Origin of the sequence: Streptomyces sp. NPDC016309, from assembly GCF_043077235.1 — a bacterium.
Classification (GTDB): Bacteria; Actinomycetota; Actinomycetes; order Streptomycetales; family Streptomycetaceae; genus Streptomyces.
The window spans coordinates 19,385-41,551 of the sequence record NZ_JBIBSG010000007.1 but is presented as its reverse complement, the minus strand read 5'-3'; the positions used below and the strand labels follow the sequence as shown (position 1 = coordinate 41,551).

Annotated in this window: 22 protein-coding genes; 13 read left to right on the top strand and 9 right to left on the bottom strand. The window is 72.6% G+C overall.

Going from position 1 to position 22,167, the window contains the following annotated elements; all coding sequences use genetic code 11:
* The first annotated feature begins 22 nt into the window (after window positions 1–22).
* From ACF068_RS18745 to ACF068_RS18700, 10 genes are all read left to right on the top strand, one after another.
* A complete protein-coding gene (locus ACF068_RS18745) occupies window positions 23–925 on the top strand; it encodes a Rossmann-like and DUF2520 domain-containing protein (protein ID WP_392275360.1) in 903 nt (300 codons plus the stop codon).
* Complete coding sequence (panC, locus tag ACF068_RS18740; RefSeq protein ID WP_392275359.1) at window positions 922–2,034, top strand: pantoate--beta-alanine ligase; 1,113 nt, start codon at window positions 922–924, stop codon at window positions 2,032–2,034. The genes ACF068_RS18745 and panC overlap by 4 nt, the downstream gene beginning before the upstream one ends.
* Window positions 2,031–3,725: an L-aspartate oxidase gene (locus ACF068_RS18735; protein WP_392275358.1), complete on the top strand. Its 1,695-nt coding sequence runs from the start codon at window positions 2,031–2,033 to the stop codon at window positions 3,723–3,725. The genes panC and ACF068_RS18735 overlap by 4 nt, the downstream gene beginning before the upstream one ends.
* Before the next feature lie 2 nt (window positions 3,726–3,727).
* Window positions 3,728–4,759, top strand: coding sequence for a carboxylating nicotinate-nucleotide diphosphorylase (nadC, locus tag ACF068_RS18730; RefSeq protein ID WP_392275357.1), 1,032 nt, complete (start codon window positions 3,728–3,730; stop codon window positions 4,757–4,759).
* Window positions 4,759–5,565, top strand: coding sequence for a type III pantothenate kinase (locus ACF068_RS18725; RefSeq protein WP_392275356.1), 807 nt, complete (start codon window positions 4,759–4,761; stop codon window positions 5,563–5,565). The genes nadC and ACF068_RS18725 overlap by 1 nt, the downstream gene beginning before the upstream one ends.
* Window positions 5,566–5,837: 272 nt before the next feature.
* Window positions 5,838–6,416 (top strand): hypothetical protein, encoded by a 579-nt coding sequence (locus ACF068_RS18720; RefSeq protein WP_392275689.1) that lies wholly within the window; start codon window positions 5,838–5,840, stop codon window positions 6,414–6,416.
* A gap of 13 nt (window positions 6,417–6,429) precedes the next feature.
* Window positions 6,430–6,618, top strand: a complete 189-nt coding sequence (locus tag ACF068_RS18715; RefSeq protein WP_392275355.1) for a hypothetical protein — start codon at window positions 6,430–6,432, stop codon at window positions 6,616–6,618.
* Window positions 6,619–6,716: 98 nt separating this feature from the next.
* Complete coding sequence (locus ACF068_RS18710) at window positions 6,717–7,148, top strand: BlaI/MecI/CopY family transcriptional regulator (RefSeq protein WP_392275354.1); 432 nt, start codon at window positions 6,717–6,719, stop codon at window positions 7,146–7,148.
* A gap of 9 nt (window positions 7,149–7,157) precedes the next feature.
* The gene (locus ACF068_RS18705) at window positions 7,158–7,709 is read left to right on the top strand and encodes an amino-acid N-acetyltransferase (protein ID WP_392275353.1); all 552 of its coding nucleotides are present in this window, start codon (window positions 7,158–7,160) and stop codon (window positions 7,707–7,709) included.
* 135 nt (window positions 7,710–7,844) lie between these two features.
* Window positions 7,845–8,180: an Lsr2 family protein gene (locus ACF068_RS18700; protein ID WP_392275352.1), complete on the top strand. Its 336-nt coding sequence runs from the start codon at window positions 7,845–7,847 to the stop codon at window positions 8,178–8,180.
* Here the strand turns inward: ACF068_RS18700 and ACF068_RS18695 are convergent.
* Complete coding sequence (locus ACF068_RS18695) at window positions 8,159–8,734, bottom strand: SCO3374 family protein (protein WP_392275351.1); 576 nt, start codon at window positions 8,732–8,734, stop codon at window positions 8,159–8,161. The two genes, ACF068_RS18700 and ACF068_RS18695, sit on opposite strands and share 22 nt — an antisense overlap.
* A 431-nt stretch (window positions 8,735–9,165) precedes the next feature.
* On the opposite strand from ACF068_RS18695, the gene ACF068_RS18690 reads away from it, so the two are divergent.
* The gene (locus tag ACF068_RS18690) at window positions 9,166–11,691 is read left to right on the top strand and encodes an ATP-dependent Clp protease ATP-binding subunit (RefSeq protein ID WP_392275350.1); all 2,526 of its coding nucleotides are present in this window, start codon (window positions 9,166–9,168) and stop codon (window positions 11,689–11,691) included.
* A 56-nt stretch (window positions 11,692–11,747) separates the two neighbouring features.
* Here ACF068_RS18690 and dacB read toward each other — a convergent pair whose 3' ends face one another.
* Window positions 11,748–13,325: a D-alanyl-D-alanine carboxypeptidase/D-alanyl-D-alanine-endopeptidase gene (gene dacB, locus ACF068_RS18685; protein WP_392275349.1), complete on the bottom strand. Its 1,578-nt coding sequence runs from the start codon at window positions 13,323–13,325 to the stop codon at window positions 11,748–11,750.
* 501 nt (window positions 13,326–13,826) lie between these two features.
* Between dacB and ACF068_RS18680 the strand changes: the two genes are divergently transcribed.
* On the top strand, window positions 13,827–14,558 hold the full coding sequence (locus tag ACF068_RS18680) for a M23 family metallopeptidase (RefSeq protein WP_392275348.1): 732 nt from the start codon (window positions 13,827–13,829) through the stop codon (window positions 14,556–14,558).
* A gap of 3 nt (window positions 14,559–14,561) precedes the next feature.
* On the opposite strand, the gene ACF068_RS18675 is transcribed toward ACF068_RS18680, so the two are convergent.
* Window positions 14,562–15,125, bottom strand: a complete 564-nt coding sequence (locus ACF068_RS18675; protein WP_392275347.1) for a TetR/AcrR family transcriptional regulator — start codon at window positions 15,123–15,125, stop codon at window positions 14,562–14,564.
* Window positions 15,126–15,227: 102 nt separating this feature from the next.
* Here ACF068_RS18675 and ACF068_RS18670 point away from each other — a divergent pair, with 102 nt between their 5' ends.
* Window positions 15,228–16,910, top strand: a complete 1,683-nt coding sequence (locus ACF068_RS18670; protein ID WP_392275346.1) for an MDR family MFS transporter — start codon at window positions 15,228–15,230, stop codon at window positions 16,908–16,910.
* An 80-nt stretch (window positions 16,911–16,990) separates the two neighbouring features.
* Here ACF068_RS18670 and cseC read toward each other — a convergent pair whose 3' ends face one another.
* The 6 genes from cseC to ACF068_RS18640 form a co-directional block, all read right to left on the bottom strand.
* Entirely contained in the window at window positions 16,991–18,319 is a 1,329-nt protein-coding gene (gene cseC / locus ACF068_RS18665) for a two-component system sensor histidine kinase CseC (protein WP_392275345.1), read from the bottom strand.
* Window positions 18,316–19,029, bottom strand: a complete 714-nt coding sequence (cseB, locus tag ACF068_RS18660) for a two-component system response regulator CseB (protein WP_392275344.1) — start codon at window positions 19,027–19,029, stop codon at window positions 18,316–18,318. The genes cseC and cseB overlap by 4 nt, the downstream gene beginning before the upstream one ends.
* A gap of 67 nt (window positions 19,030–19,096) precedes the next feature.
* Window positions 19,097–19,729 (bottom strand): hypothetical protein, encoded by a 633-nt coding sequence (locus ACF068_RS18655; protein ID WP_392275688.1) that lies wholly within the window; start codon window positions 19,727–19,729, stop codon window positions 19,097–19,099.
* A gap of 56 nt (window positions 19,730–19,785) precedes the next feature.
* Entirely contained in the window at window positions 19,786–20,370 is a 585-nt protein-coding gene (locus ACF068_RS18650; protein WP_392275343.1) for a SigE family RNA polymerase sigma factor, read from the bottom strand.
* 181 nt (window positions 20,371–20,551) lie between these two features.
* Window positions 20,552–21,475 carry an A/G-specific adenine glycosylase gene (locus tag ACF068_RS18645; RefSeq protein ID WP_392275342.1) on the bottom strand — a complete coding sequence of 308 codons (924 nt, stop codon included), beginning with the start codon at window positions 21,473–21,475 and terminating at the stop codon, window positions 20,552–20,554.
* 25 nt (window positions 21,476–21,500) lie between these two features.
* Window positions 21,501–22,166, bottom strand: a complete 666-nt coding sequence (locus tag ACF068_RS18640; RefSeq protein ID WP_392275341.1) for a phosphatase PAP2 family protein — start codon at window positions 22,164–22,166, stop codon at window positions 21,501–21,503.
* Window position 22,167 lies beyond the last annotated feature (1 nt).

Genomic DNA, 22,167 nt, shown 5'->3' with positions numbered 1-22,167 from the left:
TGGAACGGAAGGCCGTCGACGCGTGAACGCATCATCTCAACCCCGACCCGCCCGGCTCGCCGTGGGCGTCGTCGGCGCGGGCCGGGTGGGACCCGCCCTCGCCGCCGCGCTGAGCCTGGCCGGGCACCGCCCCGTCGCCGTCTCCGGCGTGTCCGACGCGTCCCGGCGGCGCGCCGCCGAGCTGCTGCCCGGCGTGCCGCTCGTCCCGCCCGCCCAGGTCCTGGAGCACGCCGACCTCGTCCTGCTCACCGTGCCGGACGACGCGCTGCCCGGCCTGGTCGAGGGCCTGGCCGAAACCGGTGCCGTCCGCGCGGGGCAACTGCTGGTCCACACCTCCGGCCGGTACGGCACGGCCGTGCTCGACCCGGCCCGCCGCGCCGGCGCCCTCCCGCTCGCCCTGCACCCCGCCATGACGTTCACCGGCACGGCCGTCGACGTCCAGCGGCTGGCCGGCTGCTCCTTCGGCGTCACCGCCCCCGAGGAGCTGCGCCTGGCGGCCGAGGCCCTGGTCATCGAGATGGGCGGCGAGCCGGAGTGGATCGAGGAGGCGGCCCGCCCGCTCTATCACGCGGCCCTCGCCCTGGGCGCGAACCACCTCGTCACCCTGGTGGCCCAGTCGATGGAGCTGCTGCGGCAGGCGGGCGTCGCCGCCCCCGACCGGATGCTCGGCCCGCTCCTGGGCGCCGCCCTCGACAACGCCCTGCGCTCCGGCGACGCCGCCCTCACCGGCCCGGTCGCGCGCGGTGACGCGGGCACGGTCGCCGCGCACGTGGCGGAACTGCGCAAGCACGCGCCCGGCACCGTCGCCGGGTACCTCGCGATGGCCCGTACGACCGCGGACCGCGCCCTGGCCCACGGCCTCCTCAAGCCCGAGCTCGCGGAGGACCTGCTGGGTGTCCTCGCGGAAGGAGAGAGCGGCCGATGAGCCCCGACCGCGCACCGAAGAGCCCCGCCCCCGCCCCGGCGGCCCCCGCCCCCGCCCGCGAAGCGGCGGCCCCCGCGTCCGGCCGCCCCGCATCCGGGAGGTCCGGCTTCGTGCTCGTGCCCACCCGGGACGAGCTGGAGCGCGTCCTGGAGCGGTCCGCGACCCGGGGCCGCACCGCCGTCGTGATGACCATGGGCGCCCTCCACGAGGGCCACGCCACGCTCGTCCGGGCCGCCCGCCGGCACGTCGGCCCGCAGGGCCTCGTCGTCGTCACCGTGTTCGTCAACCCGCTCCAGTTCGGCGCGGGCGAGGACCTCGACCGCTACCCCCGCACCCTGGAGGCCGACCTCGGGGTCGCCGAGCGGGCCGGCGCGGACGCCGTGTTCGCCCCGGCCGCCGACGAGGTCTACCCCGGCGGCGAGCCTCAGGTGAGGATCACCGCCGGACCCATGGGGGAGCGCCTCGAAGGGGCCTCCCGCCCCGGCCACTTCGACGGCATGCTCACCGTGGTCGCCAAGCTGCTCCACCTCACCCGCCCCGACGTGGCGTTCTTCGGGCAGAAGGACGCCCAGCAGCTCGCCCTGATCCGCCGCATGGCCCGCGACCTGAACTTCCCGGTCGAGATCGTCGGCGTCCCGACCGTCCGCGAGGCCGACGGCCTGGCCCTGTCCAGCCGCAACCGGTACCTCTCGTCCGCCGAGCGCCGCACCGCCCTCGCCCTGTCCGGCGCGCTGTTCGCCGCCCGTGACCGGCTCGCCGCCCAGACGGCCCTGCTGGCCCGCGCCGAGACCCTGCCCGCCTCCGAGAGCCGCGCCGCGGCCCTGTCCCGGCTCGGCGAGGCCCGCGCCGCCGCCGACGCCCACGCCGTCGCCGTGGCGGCTCCGGGCGGCGGCGCCCACGCGGTTCGGGCCGCGGCCCGCGCGGTACTCGACGAGGCGGCGCAGGCCGACCCGCCGCTGCGCCTGGACTACCTGGCGCTGGTGGACCCCGCCGACTTCACCGACGTACCCGACGACCACACCGGCGAGGCGATCCTGGCCGTCGCCGCCAAGGTCGGCACCACCCGGCTGATCGACAACCTCCCCCTCACCTTCGGAGCCCCCGCATGACCGGCATACGCCTCCAGGCCCCCGCCCCCGGCTGGTCGATCGACGCCGACGTCGTCGTGGTCGGCTCCGGGGTCGCGGGCCTGACCGCCGCCCTGCGCACCGCGGCCGCCGGACTGCGCACGGTCGTCGTCACCAAGGCCCGCCTGGACGACGGCTCCACCCGCTGGGCGCAGGGCGGCATCGCGGCCGCCCTCGGCGAGGGCGACACCCCCGAGCAGCACCTCGACGACACGCTCGTCGCGGGGGCGGGGCTGTGCGACGAGGGGGCCGTGCGCGCCCTGGTCACCGAGGGCCCCGAGGCCGTACGCCGGCTGATCGCCACCGGTGCCCGGTTCGACACCGACGAGGCCGGCACCATCGAGCTCACCCGCGAGGGCGGCCACCACCGGCGCCGTATCGCGCACGCGGGCGGTGACGCGACCGGCGCGGAGATCTCCCGCGCGCTCGTCGACGCGGTCCGCGACCGGGGTGTCCGCACCATCGAGAACGCCCTCGTCCTGGACCTGCTCACGGACGCCGCCGGCCGCACCGCGGGCGTGACGCTGCACGTCATGGGCGAAGGCCAGCACGACGGCGTCGGCGCCGTCCACGCCCCCGCGGTCGTCCTCGCCACCGGCGGCATGGGCCAGGTCTTCTCCGCCACCACCAACCCGGCCGTCTCCACCGGCGACGGCGTCGCCCTCGCGCTGCGGGCGGGCGCCGAGGTGAGCGACCTGGAGTTCGTCCAGTTCCACCCGACCGTGCTCTTCCTCGGCCCGGACGCCGAAGGCCAGCAGCCGCTGGTCTCGGAGGCGGTACGCGGCGAGGGCGCCCACCTCGTCGACGCCGACGGGGTCCGCTTCATGGTCGGGCAGCACGAGCTGGCCGAGCTCGCCCCGCGCGACATCGTCGCCAAGGGCATCATGCGCCGCATGCGCGAGCAGGGCGCCCACCACATGTACCTGGACGCCCGGCACTTCGGCGCCGCGATGTGGGCGTCCCGCTTCCCGACGATCCTCGCCGCCTGCCGCGCCCACGGCATCGACCCGGTGACCGAGCCGGTCCCGGTCGCCCCGGCGGCCCACTACGCCTCCGGCGGCGTCCGCACCGACCTGCACGGCCGCACCACGGTGCCCGGCCTCTACGCGTGCGGCGAGGTCGCCTGCACCGGCGTCCACGGCGCCAACCGGCTGGCGTCGAACTCCCTCCTGGAGGGTCTTGTCTTCGCCGAGCGCATCGCCGACGACATCGTCGCCTCCCCGGCCCGGGCGGGCGACCCCGTCCCCCACCCCGCGCCCACCGTCCTCCCGCTGCTCGACCCCGCGGCCCGGGCCCGGATCCAGCACGTCATGACCACCGGCGCCGGGGTGCTGCGCTCCGCCGCCAGCCTGGAGGGGGCCGCCGAGGCCCTGGACGCCGTGCACGCCGAGGCGCTGAACGACGGCCCGGACGGGCACAAGGCCGCCGAGCCGGGCGTCGAGTCCTGGGAGACCACCAACCTGCTGTGCGTGGCCCGCGTGCTGGTGGCCGCCGCCCGGCGCCGCGAGGAGACCCGCGGCTGCCACTGGCGCGAGGACCGCCCCGACCGCGACGACGCCGCCTGGCGCCGCCACCTGGTCGTACGCCTCGGCCCGGACCGGACCCTGGACGTCCGCCCCACCGACACCCAAGACTTCCCCCCGACCGACGCCGACGCCCCCAGGGAGCCGTAACCGTGAGCACGCCCGAAGAACGCCCGCAGCCCGTGGACGTACCCCTGATCAACATCAGCGCCCCGGCCGAGCAGGCCGCCGGCGGCTGCGGTGACGGCTGCGGCTGCGGCGGTGCCGACTTCGACGAGGAGGCGTACGAGTGCGGGCTGGACCCGGCGCTCGCCGCGCTCCTGGTGAACGCCGGCCTCGACCCCGTACTCGTCGAGGACGTGGCGTACCGCGCCATCGAGGAGGACCTGGACGGCGGCGTCGACGTGACCTCCGCCGCGACCGTCCCGGACGACGCCGTCGCGACCGGTGACTTCACCGCCCGGGAGGCGGGCGTCGTCGCCGGCATCCACGTGGCCGAGGCGATCCTCTCGGTCGTGTGCACCGAGGAGTTCGCCGTCGAGCGGCACGTGGCGGACGGCGACCGGGTCGAGGCCGGCCAGAAGCTGCTGTCGGTCACGACCCGCACCCGCGACCTGCTCACCGGCGAGCGCAGCGCGCTCAACATCATGTGCCGCCTGTCCGGCATCGCCACCGCCACGCGCGCGTGGGCGGACGCCCTGGAGGGCTACAAGGCGAAGGTCCGCGACACCCGCAAGACCACCCCGGGCCTGCGCGCCCTGGAGAAGTACGCGGTCCGCTGCGGCGGCGGCGTCAACCACCGCATGTCGCTGTCCGACGCGGCCCTGGTCAAGGACAACCACGTCATCGCCGCGGGCGGCGTCGCCCAGGCCTTCAAGGCGGTGCGCACGGCCTTCCCCGACGTCCCGATCGAGGTCGAGGTCGACACCCTCCACCAGGTCCGCGAGGTCCTCGACGCGGGCGCCGACCTGATCCTGCTGGACAACTTCTCGCCCGCCGAGACGGAGGAGGCCGTGACGCTCGTCGCGGGCCGCGCCGTCCTGGAGTCCTCCGGGCGCCTCACCCTCGACAACGCCGCCGCGTATGCCGCGACCGGCGTCGACTACCTCGCCGTGGGCGCCCTCACCCACTCCTCCCCGATCCTCGACATCGGCCTCGACCTCCGAGAGGCGGACCAGGGCTGATGCTGCTCACGATCGACGCGGGCAACACCCACACGGTCCTGGGCCTGTTCGACGGTACGGAGATCGTCGAGCACTGGCGCATCTCCACCGACCCGCGCCGCACCGCCGACGAGCTCGCCGTGCTGCTCCAGGGCCTGATGGGCATGCACCCGCTGCTCGGCGAAGAGCTGGGCGACGGCATCGAGGGCATCGCCATCTGCTCGACGGTCCCGTCCGTACTGCACGAGCTGCGCGAGGTGACGCGGCGGTACTACGGCGACGTCCCGGCCGTGCTCGTGGAGCCCGGCATCAAGACCGGCGTGCCGATCCTGACGGACAACCCCAAGGAGGTCGGCGCCGACCGCATCGTCAACGCGGTCGCGGCGAGCGAGCTGTACGGCGGCCCGGCGATCGTCGTCGACTTCGGTACGGCGACGACCTTCGACCCGATCAGCGCGCGCGGCGAGTACATCGGCGGGGTGATCGCCCCCGGCATCGAGATCTCCGTCGAGGCGCTCGGTGTCCGGGGCGCCCAGCTCCGCAAGATCGAGCTGGCCCGCCCGCGCAGTGTGATCGGCAAGAACACGGTCGAGGCCATGCAGGCGGGCATCGTGTACGGCTTCGCGGGCCAGGTGGACGGGATCGTCAGCCGTATGAAGCGCGAGCTGGCCGGCCGTGACGGCGACCCGTCGGACGTGACGGTCATCGCCACGGGCGGGCTGGCGCCGATGGTGCTCGGCGAGGCGGCGGAGATCGACGAGCACGAGCCGTGGCTGACGCTGATCGGCCTGCGCCTGGTCTACGAGCGCAACATCTCCCGTATGTAGCTTTCCGGGCGGGTCCGGGCGGCCCGCCCCGGCGCCCGGCCGGGGGCCGAGCGCCGGAAGGGCGCCGCCCCGGTGGGCACCCGGAACGGGCACCGCCCGCGGTCCGTCGTGCCCACCCGTCCCGCCCTGCGGGACGCCTGCCCACGACGGCGCGAGAGACGGGTCCGGGCAGGCCCCGTACGGCAACGCGCCCGGGGTGGTCGATAAGCGAATTTTGTCCGATTAGCACGTATCGTCGGCCCATGCCCACGCCCTACGGATCCCGCGGCGGCCTGGCGTTCGGCGCAGACGAGCTGCGTGTGCTCCGACGCGCCCTCGCCCATGCCCTCCACCCCACGCCCCTCGACGACGAAGACGTGCAGGACTGCCTGCGACTCGCCGGCTCCGTGGACGAAGCAGTCCGCGAGGCCGGCCGGATGCGGGCCTTCCTCCTCGCCGACCTCGCCCGCTACCGCGACGCGCTGCCCGGCTCGGCCGCCGGGTACCTGGAACTGCTCCAGGACGCCCTCGCCGCCGGCTACGACCCCCGCCCCGAGGACCTCGCCGCCCTGCGCACCCTCCGCGGCACACCCGTCGGCGCCGCCCTCCTCGCGCGCTGCCGGACGCTGGCCGAGCACTCCGTGCGGGCCCGCCTCGCCGGCCGCCACGTCACCCCCGCGCCCCGCACCCGGCTGCTCGCCCTTCCCGGCGGCCGCGTGCACGGGGCCGACGAGCCGAAGCCCCGGCCCTCGCCCGACCCCCGCCCCGCCCCGCCCCCCGCCGACCGCCCGGTGCCCAAACCGTCCGAGGTCTTCCCGCCCCGGCGGCGACCCGCCGCGCCGCCCCCGGCCGAGGAGCGGGCCGCCGGCTAGCTACCCTGGTGGCATGGAATACGTATCCGCGCTCCTGCCGCCCGTGGTGATGGCCGCCTTCTTTATCGGCCTCGTCGTGACGATCGTCAAGAGCCAGGGCGGCCCCAACAAGGCCAAGGAGGACGCGGCCGTGGACGCGGCCCTCGCGCGCGTCGAGGCCGCCCGCCAGGCGGAGGCGGGCGCCGAGCCCGGCCGGGCCTGACCACCCCTCCACCGCCCAGGGCGTACGACCACCCGTCGTACGCCCTTTTTGTTCTGTCAATAGCCAGTTATTCCGACATCTCCCACTATGGTGGCAGTGTGCCCCGTCAATTGGGAGAGCTCGAAGACGCCGTCATGACACGCGTCTGGCAATGGAACCGGCCCGTCACCGTCCGGGAAGTCCTGGAGGATCTCCAGCAGGAACGGTCCATCGCCTACACCACCGTCATGACCGTAATGGACAATCTCCATCAGAAGGGCTGGGTGCGCCGGGAAGTCTCGGGCCGCGCCTATCGATATACCGCGGTCTCCACGCGGGCCGCCTACTCGGCCGCACTGATGAACGAGGCCTGGTCGAAGAGCGACAACCCCGCCGCCGCCCTCGTGGCCTTCTTCGGCATGATGTCGTCCGAGCAGCGAGAGGCGCTCAACGACGCCGTCCGGATCGTGCAACGGGACACCCCGGAACAGGGCGGCGAAGAACCGGAAGGACACCGGGCCGACGAGGGGGACGCGGGGGCGGGGCGATAGCGTCCACCCATGTCGTCCTCCTCCGCGGCCTCCGGGCCCACGTCCCCCGGCCCCGTGAAAGCCGTGACCGTACGCCGGGCCCGGACCGGTGATGTGCAGGCGATCCGCCGACTCGTCGATCCGTACGTCACCGAAGGCATCCTCCTCGACAAAGCGCCCGTCACGCTTTACGAGGACATCCAGGAGTTCTGGGTCGCGGAACGCGACGCGGACGGCACCGTCGTCGGCTGCGGCGCACTGCACGTGATGTGGGAAGACCTCGCCGAAGTGCGCACTCTCGCCGTCGATCCCGAGTTCACCGGGGCCGGCATCGGTCATCACGTGCTCGACAAGTTGCTGCACACCGCCCGCTGGCTCGGCGTCCGCCGGGTTTTCTGCCTGACCTTCGAAGTGGACTTCTTCGCGAAGCACGGGTTCGTCGAGATCGGCGAGACCCCGGTCGACGGAGATGTCTACAGCGAGCTCCTCCGTTCCTATGACGAGGGCGTCGCCGAGTTCCTCGGTCTCGAACGAGTGAAGCCGAACACCTTGGGTAACAGTCGGATGCTTCTGCACCTGTGAGCCGGCGGCACCCTATGTCCGAATCGCGCACGTTTCCCGTGCTCTCGGGGATCTGAACCTCTCCCAGGGGTTTGTGTTTTCCAGGGAAAAGCGGTTTCCTTTCCGCGTACTGCATTTTCGATGAAAGGAAATCCGGTGGCACAGAAGGTTCAGGTCCTTCTTGTCGACGACCTCGACGGTGGCGAGGCGGACGAGACGGTGACGTTCGCTCTGGACGGCAAGACCTACGAGATCGACCTCACCACCGCCAATGCGGACAAGCTCCGTGGTCTGCTCGAGCCGTACACCAAGAGCGGCCGGCGTACCGGTGGCCGCGCCTCCGCCGGGCGTGGCAAGGGCAGGGCCGCCACGAGCGGCAGCCCCGACACCGCGAAGATCCGCGCGTGGGCCAAGGAGAACGGCTACAACGTGAACGACCGCGGCCGGGTGCCCGCGGACATCAAGCAGGCCTACGAGGACGCCAACCGCTGAGTGCGGTCCGCACCGAGCAGTCGGACCCGGTGGCATTCCGATGCCGCCGCGTCCACGAGCCGCACCAGACTGGGGGCACCGGTTCCGCCCCCCACGGCCGGCATCGCCGGAAGGGTCGGCTCGACTTCGCGCCCGGGTTCGGGGGGGCGCAGCCACGAGGCGGCGCCGGGCGAGCCGGACCCGCTCCATCCTGGGGGAATCGGAGCGGACGTCCGGTCGCCGGCGCCGAGGACGGCCAGGTCCAGGGCGATCCCGCCCCACTCCAGCCAGTCCAGCAGCCCCGGCAGCTCGTCCGCCGCGCCGGCGGCCACCAGCAGCCGCATCCTGCCTCCCGCCACGGCGACCGGACCCCGGCCGCCCAGTCGCCGCAGTACGGCGAACCCGGCGGCGGCCGGCAGCTCCAGGACGTCGAAGCGCAGCCCCGTGAGCAGCTCCACCGGATCACCCGCGCGTCCCTCCGCCGTGGCCCAGCCGAGCTCGTGCTCGTACCACCGCGCGACGCCGGCACGGGCGAACGGTGAACGGGGTGCCGGGAGGGGAAGGGTGGAGGCCATGACCGGGGAACTCGTGACCCGCACCGAAAGTTACGGAACGCGTCGGGATCGGTACGCTGCGTGTTTCTCGGGGTGGGGGCTCAGGGGGAGGGTGCGACGCAAGGGTGTTCGCCCGTAGCTGAGGGAACCGGTGTCCGCCGCATGGAGTGTCCCTGCTTACGGGTAAGACATTCCTAGTGAGGAGGGGCGACACGCGGGATCCGGGCGTCTCACGTTCGCCATCGGCGTACTGCCGGTGAGGGTAAGTGCCTGGCCTGCGGGAACATCGTCTCGGACCATTGGGTTGGAGCATTTGTCGGCGTTCGGGTCAGGAGGCCAGAGACGGGTGTCGGCAGTTGGAATGAGCGGTCCCCGCTTGCGGGACTAAGCTGCGGAAGGACAGGGAGGGGACCGACCCCTTACTGCCTGACCGCTCTGAGGAGCGATTAACGATGTTCGAGAGGTTCACCGACCGCGCGCGGCGGGTTGTCGTCCTGGCTCAGGAAGAAGCCCGGATGCTCAACCACAACTACATCGGCACCGAGCACATCCTCCTGGGCCTTATCCACGAGGGTGAGGGTGTCGCCGCTAAGGCCCTGGAGAGCCTCGGGATTTCGCTCGAGGCGGTCCGCCAGCAGGTGGAGGAGATCATCGGCCAGGGCCAGCAGGCCCCGTCCGGGCACATCCCCTTCACGCCCCGTGCCAAGAAGGTCCTGGAGCTGTCGCTCCGCGAGGCCCTTCAGCTCGGCCACAACTACATCGGCACCGAGCACATCCTGCTCGGCCTGATCCGCGAGGGCGAGGGCGTCGCCGCCCAGGTCCTCGTGAAGCTGGGCGCCGATCTCAACCGGGTGCGGCAGCAGGTCATCCAGCTGCTCTCCGGCTACCAGGGCAAGGAAGCCGCCACCGCCGGTGGTCCTGCCGAGGGCACGCCCTCGACGTCCCTGGTCCTCGACCAGTTCGGCCGGAACCTCACCCAGGCCGCCCGTGAGTCCAAGCTCGACCCGGTCATCGGGCGCGAGAAGGAGATCGAGCGGGTCATGCAGGTGCTGTCCCGCCGGACCAAGAACAACCCGGTCCTCATCGGCGAGCCCGGCGTCGGCAAGACGGCGGTCGTCGAGGGCCTGGCGCAGGCCATCGTCAAGGGCGAGGTGCCCGAGACCCTCAAGGACAAGCACCTCTACACCCTGGACCTCGGCGCGCTCGTCGCCGGCTCCCGGTACCGCGGTGACTTCGAGGAGCGCCTGAAGAAGGTCCTCAAGGAGATCCGCACCCGCGGCGACATCATCCTGTTCATCGACGAGCTCCACACCCTGGTGGGTGCGGGCGCCGCCGAGGGCGCGATCGACGCCGCGAGCATCCTCAAGCCGATGCTCGCCCGTGGTGAGCTCCAGACCATCGGTGCCACGACGCTGGACGAGTACCGCAAGTACCTGGAGAAGGACGCCGCCCTCGAGCGCCGCTTCCAGCCCATCCAGGTCGCGGAGCCGTCGCTGCCGCACACCATCGAGATCCTCAAGGGCCTGCGCGACCGTTACGAGGCCCACCACCGGGTCTCCATCACGGACGAGGCGCTGGTCCAGGCCGCCACCCTGGCCGACCGGTACATCTCGGACCGCTTCCTGCCGGACAAGGCGATCGACCTGATCGACGAGGCCGGTTCCCGGATGCGCATCCGCCGGATGACCGCGCCGCCGGACCTCCGCGAGTTCGACGAGAAGATCGCGGGTGTCCGCCGGGACAAGGAGTCCGCGATCGACTCCCAGGACTTCGAGAAGGCGGCGAGTCTCCGCGACAAGGAGAAGCAGCTGCTGGCGGCGAAGGCCAAGCGGGAGAAGGAGTGGAAGGCCGGCGACATGGACGTCGTCGCCGAGGTCGACGGCGAGCTGATCGCCGAGGTCCTCGCGACCGCCACCGGCATCCCGGTCTTCAAGCTGACCGAGGAGGAGTCCTCGCGTCTGCTCCGCATGGAGGACGAGCTCCACAAGCGCGTCATCGGCCAGAAGGACGCCATCAAGGCCCTGTCGCAGGCGATCCGCCGTACGCGCGCCGGCCTGAAGGACCCGAAGCGCCCCGGTGGCTCGTTCATCTTCGCCGGCCCGTCCGGTGTCGGTAAGACCGAGCTGTCCAAGACGCTCGCCGAATTCCTCTTCGGCGACGAGGACGCGATGATCTCCCTCGACATGTCGGAGTTCAGCGAGAAGCACACGGTTTCCCGCCTCTTCGGTTCCCCGCCCGGATACGTGGGTTACGAAGAGGGCGGCCAGCTCACCGAGAAGGTGCGCCGCAAGCCGTTCTCCGTCGTCCTCTTCGACGAGGTCGAGAAGGCCCACCCCGATATCTTCAATTCCCTGCTCCAGATCCTGGAGGACGGTCGCCTGACCGACTCCCAGGGCCGGGTCGTGGACTTCAAGAACACGGTCATCATCATGACGACCAACCTCGGGACCCGGGACATCTCGAAGGGCTTCAACCTGGGCTTCGCGGCCCAGGGCGACGTCAAGACCGGCTACGACCGGATGAAGGCGAAGGTCAACGAAGAGCTGAAGCAGCACTTCCGGCCCGAGTTCCTCAACCGCGTCGACGACACGGTCGTCTTCCACCAGCTCAGCCAGGAAGACATCATCCAGATCGTCGACCTCATGATCGCCAAGGTGGACGAGCGCCTGAAGGACCGCGACATGGGCATCGAGCTCAGCGGTTCCGCCAAGGAGCTCCTCGCCAAGCACGGCTACGACCCGGTCATGGGCGCCCGGCCGCTGCGCCGGACGATCCAGCGCGAGATCGAGGACATCCTGTCGGAGAAGATCCTCTTCGGCGAGCTGCGCCCCGGTCACATCGTGGTCGTCGACACCGAGGGCGAGGGTGAGGAGAAGAAGTTCACCTTCCGCGGCGAGGAGAAGTCCGCACTGCCGGACGTCCCCCCGATCGAGCAGGCCGCCGGCGGCGCCGGTCCGAACCTGTCGAAGGACGCGTAAGCGCCCGTACCGCTGAATGAGAGGGGCTGCCCCACGGGGCAGCCCCTTTCGCGTTCTCAGCAGGGCCGCGGCTTGCGCCAGGAGCATTCGAGGCCGGCGTCCGCCTCCGTGGCCGCCCGGGAGCGGGCCGGGCGGACGGCGCGGATGACGCCCCCGGCCGTGTCGGACCGGGCCAGGGAGACGACGATCGCGTCCTCGACGCCCTTCACCGACGACGCCAGGTGGTTGTTGAGGACGATCGAGTAGACGAGCCGCCGGCCGCCGGCGTCCGTGACGTACCCCGAGAGGGCGGACGCCCCGGTGAGGGTGCCCGTCTTGGCGTGGGTGTTCAGGGCGGCCGGGGTGCCGCACATCCGGGTCCGCAGCGTGCCGCCGGTGGCACGGTCGGGGGCGCAGGCGACGGGCAGGGCCGCGTACCAGTCGGCGTACCAGGGGGCGTCCTGGACGGCGAGGAGCAGCCGGGTGAGCTCGGCGGCGGGGAAGAGGTTCATCCGGGACAGCCCGGAGCCGTCGGCCTGGCGGACCGCCGACGTGCGGACGCCCTCCTTGCGCAGGTACGCGTCGATGGCGGCGAGGCCCGCGCCCCAGGTGCCGCGGCCGGACGTCCGGTGGCCGATGGCCTTGGTGAGCGTCTCGGCGTGCATGTTGTTGGACAGCTTCATGAACGGCCGCAGCAGGTCCTTGAGGGGCATGGACTCGTGCGTGGCCAGCAGCCGTGCGGTGGGGGGTGTGGGGCGGCCCCGGCGGGTCGGCCCGTCGAGGCGTACGCCGTGGGCGGCGAGCGCGTCGGCGAAGACGGCGGCGGCGTAGCCGGTCGGCTGCCAGACGGTGACCCATTCCCGGGTGGGGGAGGCCTGGAGCGGGATCTCGCCGGTGACGGTGATGACGTTCGCCCCGTGCTCCCGCTGGACCGTGAGGGTGTCGGGGCGGCCGGCGGGGACGGTGGTGGCACGGTTGTCGATCCGTACGTAGCCGGTGGCGGGGGTGAGGGTGACCAGCGGCCGCGCGCCGGGGCCGGAGGCGGGGGCGGCCTCGACGATGACGGTGCCGGAGTCGTAGTCGGTGTCGGGCGCGACCGTGAGGGGGGAGATCTGCGCCGAGTAGTACGACGACTCGTCGTCGGCGGCCCAGGACCGGCCGAGCCGCTCGGTGTCGAACCGGGTGTCGTCGGCGACCAGGCGGCCGGTCACGCGCCGGATCCCGGAGCCGGCGACCCGGGCGGCCAGCGCGTCGTAGTCCTTGGCGAGGGTGGTGGGGTCGCCCGTCCCGCGCAGGTACAGGTCGCCGTGGAGGACCCCGCCCCGGACACGGCCGGCCGACAGCACCTCGGTGCGGAAGCGGTGGTCGGGGCCCAGCAGCGCCATGGCGGCGGCGGAGGTGGCGAGCTTGGTGTTGGAGGCGGGCATGAGGCGGTCACCGCCGTCGTGCTGGTAGAGGGTGTCGCCGGTGCCGGCATCGGCGACGACCACACCCGCCGCGGCCCCGTCGAGCCGGGAGTCGGTGAGGATCGTGTCGATGGCGTCCTTCAGGCCGGTGCCGGACGGCCCGGCCCCGGCGGGGACGGCGCCGGCCAGCGGGACGAGGGCCGCGAGGCCCAGGGCGAGGGCTGTCACGCGCATCACGTGTCTGCTCATGCTGAGGAGGATGGCGGAGGGGGCGGGGGGTGGGAAGGAGGCCCGCGCTCCCGGCCGGACGGGCAGCCGGAAGGTGACGCCGCGAGGGCCGCCGGAAGCCGGACGGGGCCGGGTTCCGGGCTCGTGGCCGTGACAAGGCGCACAGGCGTTTTGGGCGGTACTAGGTGGAATAGTGCGTTCGGCCGGGTAGGAGGCGCCGTTCCCGGGGCTCCCGAGGGGGCCGGGAGCGCGGGTGTCCTCGCGGAGGGCGGTGAGCCGGGCGCGATGCGGCAGGTGGCCGGGGTCGCCAAGGGGGTAAACCTTACTTTCACAGGACATTTCGGGCTTGCTGCCTGGATCCGGGCGGGGCGTCAAGAGTCCACGTCACACCCCACGCTCTACGACCAGATGTCGTAGATGGGTGGTTTGAGGTGGGATGGGTGGGCGGGTTACCAAGGATGAGTCCAACCGCCCGGCGCGCCCTTCGCGTCGGGTCCGCTCTTGTCCGGAGGACTTCCCCGTATGTCGAAGCGCGTCCAGCACCCCACCCGTAACGCCGTCGTCGCCCTCGCCGCCGCCGGCATCGGAGCGTCGATGGTGTTCGGAGGCGGTGCCGCCGTCGCCGCCGACAGCAAGACGATCCCCGCCGCGGGTCCCGCCGCCGCCGTGGCCGCCCAGGCCCAGGTGCAGGCGGAGCAGGCCAAGGCCGCCCAGGCCGCCCAGGCGAAGGCCGTCAAGGCCGCCGCCGCGAAGAAGGCGGCCGCCAAGAAGGCCGCCGCCGCCAACGCCGCCAAGAAGGCCGCCCTGGCGAAGAAGGCCGCCGCCAAGAAGGCGTCGTCCTGGGTCAAGCCCGTCGCCCGCTACACCCTGACCGCCAGCTTCAACCAGGGCGGCGCCATGTGGTCCCACAAGCACAGCGGCCAGGACTTCGCCGTGCCGGTGGGCACCGCGGTCCACGCCGCCCACTCCGGCACCGTCGTCAAGGCCGGCCCGCGCGGCGGCGGTGACGGCTCGGCGTACGGCAACGCCATCGTGGTCAAGCACGCCAACGGCACGTACTCCCAGTACGCGCACCTCTCGAAGATCAACGTGCACCTCGGCCAGACCGTGAAGACGGGCCAGACCATCGCCCGGTCCGGCAACACCGGCAACTCCTCCGGCCCGCACCTGCACTTCGAGATCCGTACGACCCCGAACTACGGCTCCGCGCTGAACCCGGCCAAGTTCCTGCGCTCCGAGGGCGTCGTCATCTGACGCTCAGCCCCGCGGGCCCTGGTGGGCCCTGGTCACCAGATCGACGGCGACCTCGAGGACGGCTTCGCGCTTCTCCTCGGGGTCGCCGTCGACGTGCTGCATGAAGAACATCCCGGCGTGCATCGTGAACAGCGCGCTGATGCAGCGCACCCGGTCGGCCATGCTGAAGTCCGGCTCCTGGACCAGTCGCGTCAAGGTGATCATGCGCTCCTTGAACGTCTCCCCGATGCTCAGGTCGCGCACGGTCGCCTGGTTCTCCTGCATGAAGCGGAAGAGCGGCGCCGCGCCCATGAGCGCCGCGTGGTAGCGGCGCAGCATCTCCTGCTTGGTCTCCAGCGTGCGCGGCTGCTGCTCGGCCCAGTCGATCAGCTCGTCGATCGGCCGCGTCAGATCGCGGAAGAGGCTGATGACGATGTCTTCCTTGGTCTTGAAGTGGTAGTACAGCGCCGCCTTCGTGACGTCCAGGCGCTCGGCGATCTCGCGGAGGGACGTCTTCTCGTAGCCGTGCTCGGCGAAGAGTTCGAGGGCCACGTCCTGGATGCGCTGACGGGTGTTGCCTCTGGCCATGGTCCGCTCCCGAAAACTTACTTGACGCCCGGCTAGTGACGGGTCTACCTTCCCCAGTGTAGTAACTAGCCGGGCGGCAAGTAAGTAACGGGAGTGGGAAACATGTCGGAGCCCTTGGAGAAGGCGGCGCCAGCGGCGGAGGAGAAAGCGCCGCGCAGTGTGCGCGTCGTCCTGCTCGCGCTGATGATCGCGATGCTGCTGGCCATGCTGGACAACATGATCATCGGTACGGCGATGCCGACGATCGTCGGGGAACTGGGCGGCCTCGCCCACCTGTCCTGGGTGGTCACCGCGTACACCCTCGCCACCGCCGCCTCCACCCCCATCTGGGGCAAGCTGGGCGACCTCTACGGGCGCAAGGGCACCTTCCTCACCTCGATCGTCATCTTCCTGGCCGGCTCGGCGCTCAGCGGCATGGCCCAGGACATGGGCCAGCTCATCGGCTTCCGGGCCGTGCAGGGACTGGGCGCGGGCGGCCTGATGGTCGGCGTCATGGCCATCATCGGCGACCTCATACCGCCGCGGGAGCGCGGCAAGTACCAGGGGATGATGGCCGGAGTCATGGCCCTCGCCATGATCGGCGGGCCGCTCGTCGGCGGCACCATCACCGACCACTGGGGCTGGCGCTGGTCGTTCTACATCAACCTGCCGCTCGGCGCCGTCGCGCTCGCCATGGTCACCGCCGTCCTGCACCTCCCCAAGAAGGAGCGCACCGGCCGGACCCGCATCGACTACCTCGGCGCGGCCCTCCTGACGGTGGGCATCACCTCGATCGTCCTGGTCACCACCTGGGGCGGCACGGAGTACGCCTGGGACTCCGCCGTCATCATGGAACTCATCGCCATCGGTGTCACCGCCCTCGCCGGTTTCCTCTTCGTCGAGACCCGCGCGGCCGAGCCGATCATCCCGCTGCACATCTTCCGCAGCCGCAACTTCACCCTCATGTCGGTGATCGGCTTCCTCACCGGTTTCGTGATGTTCGGCGCCACGCTCTTCCTGCCGCTGTACCAGCAGTCCGTGCAGGGCGCCTCCGCGACCAACTCGGGCCTGCTGCTCCTGCCGATGCTGCTGGCCATGATGGTCGTGTCCCTGTACGCCGGCCGGGTCACCACCAGCACCGGCAAATACAAGGTCTTCCCCATCGCGGGCGGCGCGCTGATGGTCCTCGGTCTCTTCCTGCTCTCGCAGATGGACACCGGCACCTCCCGCCTGACCTCGGGCGTCTACATGGCGGTCCTCGGCGCGGGCATGGGCTTCCTGATGCAGATCACCATGCTCGTCGCGCAGAACAGCGTCGAGATGAAGGACATGGGCGTCGCCTCGTCCGCCACCACCCTCTTCCGCACGCTCGGCTCGTCCTTCGGCGTGGCCATCATGGGCGCGCTGTTCACCGGCCGGGTGCAGGACGAGATGGCGGCGCGCGGCGGCGGGGCGGCCACGCAGCAGTCGGCCCAGCTCACCGCCGACGCCCTGGCCAAGCTGCCGGACCCGGTGCGCGAGGCGTACCAGTTCGCGGTGTCGTCCGGGACGCACGTCGCCTTCCTGGTCGGCGCGGCGGTCGCGGTCCTCGGCTTCCTGGCGGCCCTGTTCGTCAAGGAGGTCCCGCTGAAGGGCGCGGGCCCCCGGCCGGAGCCCGCCGACGCCGCCGGACCGGACGCGCCGGAGACGGCCGCCGGGGAACCCGCGGCACGCCAGGACGGCGACCGCGGCGACGGCGACCGCGAGGACAACGCCCGCGGCGACGGCGACCGCAAGGACGGGCGGCTCGCGGACACGGCCGTCTGACCCCCTCGCCCGACGGCGGTGGCCCCCGGTGCCCGAGCGCACCGGGGGCCACCGCCGTCAGGCGTACGGGAGCCGCCTCCTCAGGGCGCGCCCGGGAACTGGAGTATCGGGAAGCTGCCCGTCGCCGTGGGAGCGTGCTCCGGGAGCCACAGCACCGCGATCGCGCCCCCCGCCCCCGGGGCGGTACCCGTGGGCGCCGCGTTGCGGAAGGTGAGCCGCGCGCCCAGCACCCGCGCCTGGCCCGCCGCGATCGTCAGGCCCAGGCCGTGACCGTGCCCGGCGCGGTCGCTCGCCCCCGTACGGAAACGGCTCGGACCCTCCCGCAACAGCGCCTCCGGGAAGCCCGGCCCGTGGTCGCGGACCCGCACCACCCGGCCCTCGACCGTGACCTCGACCGGCCCGGGGCCCTTGCCGTGCTTGGCCGCGTTGGCCAGCAGGTTCCCCAGGATCCGCTCCAGCCGGCGCGGATCGGTGTTCACCCACGACTCGTGCACCACCCGCACCACGGCGTCCGGGTCCATCGCCACCACCCGGCGCTCCACGAACTCCCCGAGCGCGATCTCCTGGAGTTCGGCCCGCTCCGACGCGCTGTCCAGCCGGGCCACCTCCAGCACGTCCTCGACCAGCGTGCGCATCGCCTGCGCCCGGTCCCGCACCAGCTCCGTCGGCCGGCCCGGCGGCAGCAGCTCTGCGGCCGTGAGCAGCCCCGTCACCGGCGTCCGCAACTCGTGCGCGATGTCCGCCGTGACCCGCCGCTCCGCCTCGATCCGCTCGTGCAGCGCGTCCGTCAGGGCGTCCACCGCCCGGGCCAGCTCGTCCGTCTCGTCGCGTACGACACCGCCGATGGCGTCCCGGACCCGGACGTCCGTGTTGCCCTGGGCGACCTTCCCGGCCGCCGTGGCGGCCTTGCGCAGCCGGCGCGACAACTGCCCGCCGATCAGCACCCCCAGCGCGCACCCGCCGAAGACCACCGACACCGAGCCGACGACCAGCGCCTCGTCCAGGTCCTTCATGATCGTCGTGCTGCGGCTGGCGAACGGGCTGTGCAGCGACAGCACGTCCCCGTTGCCCAGCGGCACGGCGGCCCACACGTCCGGCGGGCCCTCGGCGTGCTCCTGTACGTACGTCCCGCGCCGCCGCTCCCGCATCAGCTCGTCGAGCTCCCGCGGCAGCGCCGGGTCGTTGAGCTTCGCCCCGAACTTCGGATCCGTCTTCGGCTTCGCCGACTCGTACATCCGCTGGGCGAACATCAGCCGCTCCATCTGCACGTCCCGCGCGTTGCCGAGCATCGAGACCCGGGCGGCGTTGTGCACGACGAGGCTCAGCGCGACCGCGACCAGGGCGCCCACCGCGGCGATGGCGATCGAGATCTTCCACCGGACACCGGTGCGCAGGGCGGGTGGCTTCATCCCTTGAGCTTGTAGCCGAAGCCGCGGACCGTCTCGATCCGGTCCTGGCCGATCTTGGTGCGCAGCCGCTGCACATGGACGTCCACGACCCGCGTGTCCCCGCCCCAGCCGTAGTCCCAGACCCGCTCCAGCAGCTTGTCGCGCGACAGGACGGTGCCCGGCGCCGAGGAGAACTCCAGCAGCAGCCGCATCTCCGTCGGGGTCAGGCCCACCGGGGCGCCCCCCTTGCGGACCTCCATGCCGTCGGTGTCCACCTCCAGGTCACCGAAGGACAGCACCCCGCCCTGCCCCGGCCCGCCCCGGTCCCCGTCCCCGGCGCTCCCGCCCGCGGACCCGCCGGCGTGCCCGAAACGGCGCAGCACGGCACGGATCCGCGCGACCAGCACGGCGCCGTCGAAGGGCTTGGTGACGTAGTCGTCGGCACCGGCCTCCAGGCCCAGCACCACGTCGATCGAGTCGGCACGCGCCGACAACATGATCACCGGCACGGTCGACTCGTCGCGGATGCGCCGGCACAGGCTCACGCCGTCCATGCCCGGCAGCATCACGTCCAGCAGCGCGATGTCCGGCTGCCGCTGCCGGAAGGACTCCAGGCCGGACAGCCCGTCCGGCATCGCGGTCACCGCGAAGCCGTCGCGCTCCAGGGCGAGCTGGGTGGCCTCACGGATGACGTCGTCGTCCTCCACGAACAGGACATGGGTCTCCGCCATCGGCGCTTCTCTCCGTGCTCTCTCGTCTGCTCGTACTCTCACCGGACGCCCGGCCCCCGCCGGACGCTCAGCCCTTGCCGGGCGCGGTCGGCTCGGCCGGACCGTCGATGCCGCCGTCGCCGGCCGTCCTGCTGTACTCGTTGTGCACCCGGTCGTGCTCGGAGAACTTGTTCCCCGCCCACCGGTAGGTGATCACGTCCTCGCCGGAGGGGTACGACACCGGGTCGCCCTCCGCGTACACCTGCTTGGTGACGACCAGGTCCCCCCGGTCGATCGTCGAGTAGACGGCCGGCTCCTCCAGCGAGAACACATTCTCGTACGCCGTGCCCTTGGCTTCGTCCTTCGCGTCGCCGAGCCGGTACACGTACGTCCCGACGCCCACCGCGTCACCGCACGTCAGCACGTTCACCACGACGTCCGGCGTACCGGAGTCGGTCAGGGTGCCGTAGGAGGTGTCGACCGGGTAGGCGTCCGCCACGCACGGCTTGAGGTCGTCCTTGACCCGCCCGCTGACCTTGGGATCGTTCATGATCAACTGGACCGCGTCCACCTTCTTCACCGGTGACGACGCGGATGACGCGGGAGCCGGCGCACTCGACGGCGTGCCCTGGTCGGCCCGGGCCGCGCCCTCGTCGCGCGTCCCCGTACCGCCGGTGGAGCACCCGGCCGTGAGCAGCCCGATGGCGGCGGCCACCGCCATCGCCGTGGTGCCCGCCGCCCGGATACCGCCCGTACCGCTCCCGCTGTGTCTGGCGCTCAGGCCGCGCACCGCTCCCGCCCCCGTTCGTGGCCGCGTCCGGCCGCACGCTCCGCACGGCCGTCACGCTCCAGGACGCGGGCGTCGGCGTCGACGGCCCGGCTCTCCAGCTCCTGGCGGAGGCGGGCCAGCGCCCGGTGGAGCGTGGACTTCACCGTACCGGTCGACATGCCGAGCGCGGCGGCGGTCTCCTCGGTGCTCATCTGCTCCCAGTGCCGCAGCACCACGACGCTGCGCTGCTTGGGCGCCAGCACCTTCAGGATGTCCATCAGCAGGGCCCGGTCGGCGTGCTGCTCGGTGGCGTCCTCGACGGACGCGTCGGGGAGCTGCTCGGTCGGCACCTCCTCCAGCTTGCGGGCGCGCCACCACTCCGTACGCGTATTGATCATCACGCGGCGCAGATAGGCGTCGGCGAGGCTCTTGTCCGCTATGCCGTCCCAGCGGCCGTACGTCCGGGCCAGCGCCGTCTGGAGCAGGTCCTGCGCGTCCACCGGGTCCGGGACGAGGCGCCGGGCGCTGCGCAGCAGAGCGTCCTGCCGTGTGCGTACGTACTCCTCGAATTCGAGCACCTCGCCGTGCGACATCCCGAACCGCCTCCGATCCCCGTTTTCCCCGCTGGTCTTTACGTCGGAGACGCTACGGAGCTCGTGTCACGGGCCTGTCCGCACAGACCGTCGGCGGACGCACGGCTGGCCATCGGTTGTGTAACAGCGATGGTGTTACACAGCGGGGGGGCGGCCCGCGGAACCCCGCCGGCCGGGGCCCTCAGCCCGCCGGGAGCCGGTACCGCCCGCCGTCCAGCGGCTCGACGAGACCGTCCGCGACCAGGCCGTCCAGGGCGCGGGCGCGCTGCACCGGCTCGTGCCACACCGCGTCCAGCGCCGCCTGCTCCACCGGGGTCACCGCGTCCCGCAGGACCGCCAGCAGCCGGCCGCGCACCTGGCGATCCGTCCCCGCGTACGTCTGGCCGCGCCGCGCCGGGCCGTCGTGGGCGGGCTTGCCCGCCAGCCGCCAGGCGCACCGCTCGGCGATCGGGCAGCGGGCGCAGTCCTCGTTCCGGGCGGTGCACACCAGCGCGCCCAGCTCCATGGACGCCGCCGCCCACCGGGCCGCCGTGCCCTCGTCGTCCGGCAGCAGCGCCCGCGCCAGCTTCCGCTCGGCGGCGGTGGTGGCGTTGGGCGGGTACTGCACGCCCGTCACCGACCGGGCGAACACCCGCCGCACATTGGTGTCCAGCACCGCGTGGCGCTGCCCGTACGCGAACGACGCCACCGCCGCGGCCGTGTACTCGCCGATGCCCGGCAGGGCCAGCAACTGGGCGTGGTCGCTCGGTACGTCACCCTCGTGCCGTTCCGTTATCGCCACCGCCGCGCCGTGCAGCCGCAGCGCCCGGCGCGGGTAACCGAGCCGGCCCCAGGCGCGCACCGCCTCGCCGGGGGCCTCGGCGGCCAGGTCCGCCGGACGCGGCCAGCGGGCCAGCCACTGCTCGTACACCGGGAGCACCCGGGCGACCGGCGTCTGCTGGAGCATGAACTCACTGACCATCACCCCCCAGGCACCCGCCTCGGGGCGGCGCCAGGGGAGGTCGCGGGCGTTCTGCTCGAACCAGGCGAGCACCGGCGCGTGCAGGGCGGCGGCGTCGGGCCCGGATCCGGGCCTGGTCTCGGGAGAAGAGGGGATCGCAGTCATGGCACCCCCGATCCTGGCACGTATCTCAGGAGCGGCGGTGCATCGGCTCCCGGCGCCGGCGGCTCGCGGCCCGGCCCGCGCCCGCCACGGGAACGGCCGGCCCCGGCCCGGCGAGCCACGCGGCCAGGGCGGACCGGCTCGTCCGCATGGTGTCGGTCAGCGCCCGCACGGGCCCGGTCAGCAGCTTCACGAACAGGACCGCCATCAGCGCGCCCAGCACCAGACCGGCCGCCACGTCGTGCGGGTAGTGGACCCCGACGAACACCCGCGAGAAGGCCATCAGCAGCGCCATCGGCACGGTGAGCCAGGCGATCCGGCGCCAGGCCAGCGCGAGGGCGACCGCGGCGGCACCCGCGATGGCCGAGTGGTTGCTCGGGAAGGACCAGTCGCCGTACGGCGGGCACTCCACGATCGAGGCCGCGGCCCCGGCGACCGCCCGGCACGGGCGCTCCTCGTCCACCACCGACTTCAGCAGCTCGCTGACCACGTACCCGAACGCGGTGCCCAGCGGCGCGAGGACGGCGAGCGCCATGGCACGGCCCGTGGCCGGCCGCGCCCGCCACCAGCCGGCCAGGAACAGCACGCCGAACAGCAGCAGGCCGGCCTCCGTCCACAGCTCGGCGACGAGCTGCAACCAGCCCGGTGCGTCATGGGCGAGGTCGGTGATGTCGCGATAGAGGTCCTGACTCATG